6 protein-coding genes are annotated in these 5,102 nt (G+C 35.6%); all 6 read left to right on the forward strand.

What is annotated here, in order from left to right; translation table 11 throughout:
* Positions 1-1,853 (forward strand): ribonuclease R (gene rnr, locus Q5O73_RS10035; RefSeq protein WP_302669617.1); only part of this gene is annotated, 1,853 nt, incomplete at its 5' end.
* Positions 1,854-1,874: 21 nt separating this feature from the next.
* Positions 1,875-2,339, forward strand: a complete 465-nt coding sequence (smpB, locus tag Q5O73_RS10040; RefSeq protein WP_021953907.1) for an SsrA-binding protein SmpB — start codon at positions 1,875-1,877, stop codon at positions 2,337-2,339.
* Between the two features lie 19 nt (positions 2,340-2,358).
* Entirely contained in the window at positions 2,359-3,546 is a 1,188-nt protein-coding gene (locus tag Q5O73_RS10045) for a pyridoxal phosphate-dependent aminotransferase (protein WP_302669618.1), read from the forward strand.
* A gap of 8 nt (positions 3,547-3,554) precedes the next feature.
* A complete protein-coding gene (locus tag Q5O73_RS10050) occupies positions 3,555-3,734 on the forward strand; it encodes a DUF6472 family protein (protein ID WP_021953909.1) in 180 nt (59 codons plus the stop codon).
* A 3-nt stretch (positions 3,735-3,737) separates the two neighbouring features.
* On the forward strand, positions 3,738-4,232 hold the full coding sequence (locus Q5O73_RS10055) for a phosphatase PAP2 family protein (protein WP_302624444.1): 495 nt from the start codon (positions 3,738-3,740) through the stop codon (positions 4,230-4,232).
* A 19-nt stretch (positions 4,233-4,251) separates the two neighbouring features.
* Positions 4,252-5,102 (forward strand): MATE family efflux transporter (locus Q5O73_RS10060; protein WP_302669619.1); only part of this gene is annotated, 851 nt, incomplete at its 3' end.

The following is a 5,102-nucleotide window of genomic DNA, read 5'->3' on the forward strand; positions in this document are numbered from 1 at the left end:
AAGGTGCAGAGGAAGATTATTTCATACCGGAAAAAAATATTGGAGGAGCCTTTCATCATGACACGGTTTTAGTGGCGGTAGAGCCTTTTTCTACAGGAAAGAGAAAAGAAGGAAAGGTTATAAAAGTTTTATCTCACGAAATAAGTGAAGTGGTGGGATATTTCCAGAAAAATAAATCTTTTGGATATGTGCTTCCTGATAACAATAGAATATCAAGTGATATTTATATTCCGGGAAAGTACACCATGGGGGCTGTACAGGGACATAAAGTAGTGGTGAAAATCACTGATTATGGTTCAAAGGATAGAAAACCGGAAGGAAAAGTCATAGAAATTTTAGGACATGTAAACGACCCGGGAGTTGACATTCTTTCAATTGTAAAGGGATATAACATACCATGTGAATATCCTAAAGAGGTGATGGAGCAAATTGAAAATGTTCCTGAAGAGGTACAGGAAAAGGACAAAGAAGGCAGACTTGATATCAGGGACTGGCAGACGGTTACAATTGATGGAGAGGATGCAAAGGATTTAGACGATGCCATAACCCTTAAAAAGGAAGATGGTATTTATACTTTAGGAGTTCATATTGCTGACGTGTCTCATTATGTAGTAGAAAATTCTCCTCTTGATAAGGAGGCAAAAGAGCGGGGAACCAGCGTATATCTGGTAGATAGGGTTATTCCAATGCTTCCCCATAAGTTATCTAATGGCATATGTTCGTTAAATCAGGGCGTTGACAGATTAGCTCTTAGCTGTATTATGAAAATAAACGAAAAAGGGGAAGTAATTGATCATCAGGTAGCAGAAACTGTAGTTAATGTTGACAGGAGAATGACCTATACAGCGGTAAATGAGATTATTACAAACAAAAATCCCGATACAATGAATGAGTACAGTGAATTAGTGCCCATGTTTCAGCTCATGGCAGAGTTATCTTCAATAATAAGGGAAAAAAGATATGGCAGAGGAGCAATAGATTTTGATTTTCCTGAATGTAAAATTACATTAGATGAAAAGGGTTATCCTGTGTCTATTAAACCTTATGACAGAAATGCAGCCACAAAGATTATTGAGGATTTTATGCTTATGGCAAATGAAACCATTGCAGAATATTATTTTTGGCAGCAGATACCTTTTGTTTACAGAAATCACGAAAAACCTGACAGTGACAGAATGAAACAGTTGTCATTGTTCATTACTAATTTCGGATATCATGTTAAAATGTCTAAAGACGAGGTACATCCAAAGGAATTACAGAAGCTTTTGAAAAGTATTGAAGGAACTCCGGAGGAGGCAATGATTAGCAGAGTTACCCTTCGTTCAATGAAAAGGGCTGAATACACACCGGAGTGTTTGGGACATTTTGGCCTGGCTGCAAAATATTATTGTCATTTTACATCACCTATAAGAAGGTATCCGGATTTACAGATTCATAGAATTATCAAGGAATGTCTTTGCGGTGACATGACGGAAAAGCATATTGAACATTACAAGTCTATTTTGCCGGAGGTCACTAAGCATTGTAGCATGACTGAAAGGCGGGCAGATGATGCAGAAAGAGATTCTGAAAAAATGAAGAAAGCTGAATATATGAGAGGCTTTATAGGAGAAGAATATACAGGTGTCATATCTTCAGTTACAAACTTTGGCGTGTATGTTGAATTGGAAAATACAGTAGAGGGACTGGTTCATGTATCAAATATGACAGATGACCATTACGAATACGATGAGGCCTCCTATAGTCTTAAAGGTCAGCAGACAATGAAGACATATAAGCTAGGTCAGATAGTGAAAATCAGGGTGGAAAATGCTGATAAAGTAACTGGAACAATTGATTTTAGTATGGTATAAATATGGAAGGAGGGGAAAAACATGGCAAAAATTTCTGAAAAGTTAATTGCTACTAACAAAAAGGCAAGACATGATTATTTTATTGAGGATACTTATGAAGCGGGAATTGTGTTGCATGGCACTGAGGTTAAGTCCCTGCGTGCAGGACATTGCAGTATTAAGGAATCCTTTGTGAGAGTGGATAACGGAGAAGTTATTATATATGGAATGCATATTAATCCATATGAAAAAGGCAATATTTTTAACAAGGATCCTTTAAGACCTAAGAAATTAATGCTTCACAAATATGAGATAAATAAGCTTGTAGGAAAGTTAAATGAAAAGGGACTAACACTGGTTCCGCTTAGGGTTTACTTTAAGGGAAGTCTGGTGAAGGTGGAGATAGGTCTTGCAAGAGGTAAGAAACTCTATGATAAGCGACAGGATATTGCAAAGAGAGACATTAAGAGAGAAAGCGAAAGAGATTTCAAAATCAGAATGAGATAAAGTGACAGGAGGATATAAAATGTATACAGAATCATTAGTTAAATTAGGAAAGGTACGTTCAGAAATAAGGGAAATTTTTGAATATGGAAATAAGAGAAAGGCAGAAATAGGGGCTGAAAATGTTTTTGATTTCAGTATAGGAAATCCAAGTGTTCCTGCGCCTAAATCAGTTGATGATGCCATAATTGACCTTGTAAACAATTTTGATTCAGTGGCACTTCACGGCTATACATCAGCTCAGGGAGATGCAAAGGTCAGAACTACAATTGCAAATTACATTAATAACAGATTTAATACAGAGATTACACCGGATAACATTTATATGACCTGTGGTGCAGCATCATCTCTTACCATTGTATTTAATGCCATAATGCAAAAAGAGGATGAGTGTATAGTGTTTACACCTTATTTCCCGGAATATGGGGTATTTTTAGAGAGAACAGGGGCAAAGCTTGTGGCTGTTAAATCTGAAGATAAAACATTTCAGGTAGATATGAAAGGATTTGAGGCTGCAATTAATGAGAAAACAAAAGCAGTTGTAATAAATTCTCCTAACAATCCTTCAGGTGTTGTTTATTCAGTAGAAACAATTGAAAAAATGTGCGATTTGTTAAGAAAGAAGGAAAAGGAATATGGACATCCTATTTTTCTTGTAACGGACGAGCCATACAGAGAATTGGTTTATGATGATATAGAGGTTCCATATCTTATTAATTACTATGATGATACTTTTGTATGTTATTCATACAGCAAGGCTTTATCCCTTCCGGGAGAACGTATAGGATACATTGTTGTTTCTCCAAAGATGAAAGATGCAGGAGATGCCTATGCAGCAGTTTGTGGTGCAGGACGTGCCCTTGGATATGTATGTGCATCAAGTATGTATCAGAGAGTTATTGAAAAGTGTATTGATGATACAGCGGATATTTCAATTTATAAGGTAAACAGGGATTTACTTTACAACAACCTTACGGAAATGGGATATGAATGTGTATATCCTGATGGAGCATTTTATCTTTTTGTAAAGGCAATGGGAGATGATGCCCATGAATTCTGCGAAAAGGCAAAAGAGCATGAACTTTTGTTAGTTCCTGCTGACAGCTTTGGAACACCGGGATATGTAAGAATTTCTTACTGTGTTCAGACAAAACAGATTGAGGATGCATTGCCAGCATTTAAGAAATTAGCAGAAAGCTATCAGAAGTAGGTGAAATAATGAGTGAACAAAATAGTTGCGAATTTTGCAGTAATTATGTTTATGATGAAGAATATGAGGAATATGGGTGTGTGGTAAACATGGATGAAGATGATTTAGCCAGATTACTTCAGTTTAAAAACTCCAGCTGTCCATATTTCTCATATGGTGATGAATATAGAATAGCAAGAAAGCAGTAGGTAATGAAACAGGAAACTTACATAAAGATTTCAGAATTTGTAAGAAAATATCCACATGGAGAAAGTATAGTAAAATATGCCAATAATATTATTACGGGAGTAGTATATATGGCATATTTTGTTATGCTTATATTTCTTGCAGTAAACAGGGATGAAAGGGTAATAAGAATAGTTTTAGTAACAGGCATATCTTTTATATTGGTTAGTATTTTCAGGTATGTTGTGGACGCACCAAGACCTTATACTTTGTATGAATTTAAGCCTGTTGTAAAAAAAGAAAAGACGGGGCAGTCAATGCCGAGCCGTCATGTTTTTTCAGCATTTGTTATAGGTATGTCAGCACTTTATATAAGTGTTCATTTGGGAATTCTTATTTTGGCTGACAGCTTTTTAATGTGTTTTATGAGAGTAATAGCAGGAGTACATTTTCCAAAAGATGTAATTGTCGGAGCTATTATTGGAATATTAAGTGGAGTAATTGGATTTTACATTATTTAATTAAGGATTGGAGACTAAAATGGATAATCAGAATAAATATGTAAAAGATATGACAGTAGGAACAACATACAAGTTGCTTTTAGCATTTGCAATACCACTGTTAATAGGTAATGTGTTTCAACAACTGTACAATATGGTGGATTCCGTAATAGTTGGACGGTTTGTAAGTGCAAATGCCCTTGGAGCCATTGGAACTACAGCATCATTGCAGTTTTTTTTCTTTTCACTTGTAGGTGGTCTTTCCGTGGGAATTGGAATCATTGTTTCCCAGTATTTTGGTGCCAATGATGAAAAAAATGTTAAAGACACCATTGGAAATGCTACCATAATTATAATTGCATGCTCTGCCATAATGGCTATTGCGGGATACTTTGCAGCAAGACCTATTCTTATACTTTTACAGACAGATGCAGTTATTTTAGAGGATGCAGTGGCGTATCTTAAAGTTACATCAATTGGTATTATATGTATGGGATTATACAATGGTGTATCAGGTATTTTAAGAGCATTGGGAGACAGCAAGACACCTTTGATCTTTTTGATATTTGCCAGCATTCTTAATGTTATATTAGATCTTATTTTTGTGCTGGTGTTTAACTGGGGAGTAGTGGGAGCAGGTGTTGCCACAGCGTTTTCGCAGTTTATTTCAGCAATAACATGTATAATATATGCTTATAAAAGTAATTCATATTTTAGAATTAAAAGAGAAAATTTCAAAATCAATAATATGATAATTAGAAAAAGCATGAGACTGGGCATTCCGGTAGCATTGCAAAATGCACTTATTGCTTTTTCATTAATTGTTTTACAGGCAATTGTAAACAGCTATGGAGCAGATTTTACCACGGCTTTTACGGTGGTATCAAGAAT

Origin of the sequence: Eubacterium sp. AF15-50, assembly GCF_934835595.1 — a bacterium.
Taxonomy (GTDB): domain Bacteria; phylum Bacillota; class Clostridia; order Lachnospirales; family Lachnospiraceae; genus Eubacterium_G; species Eubacterium_G segne.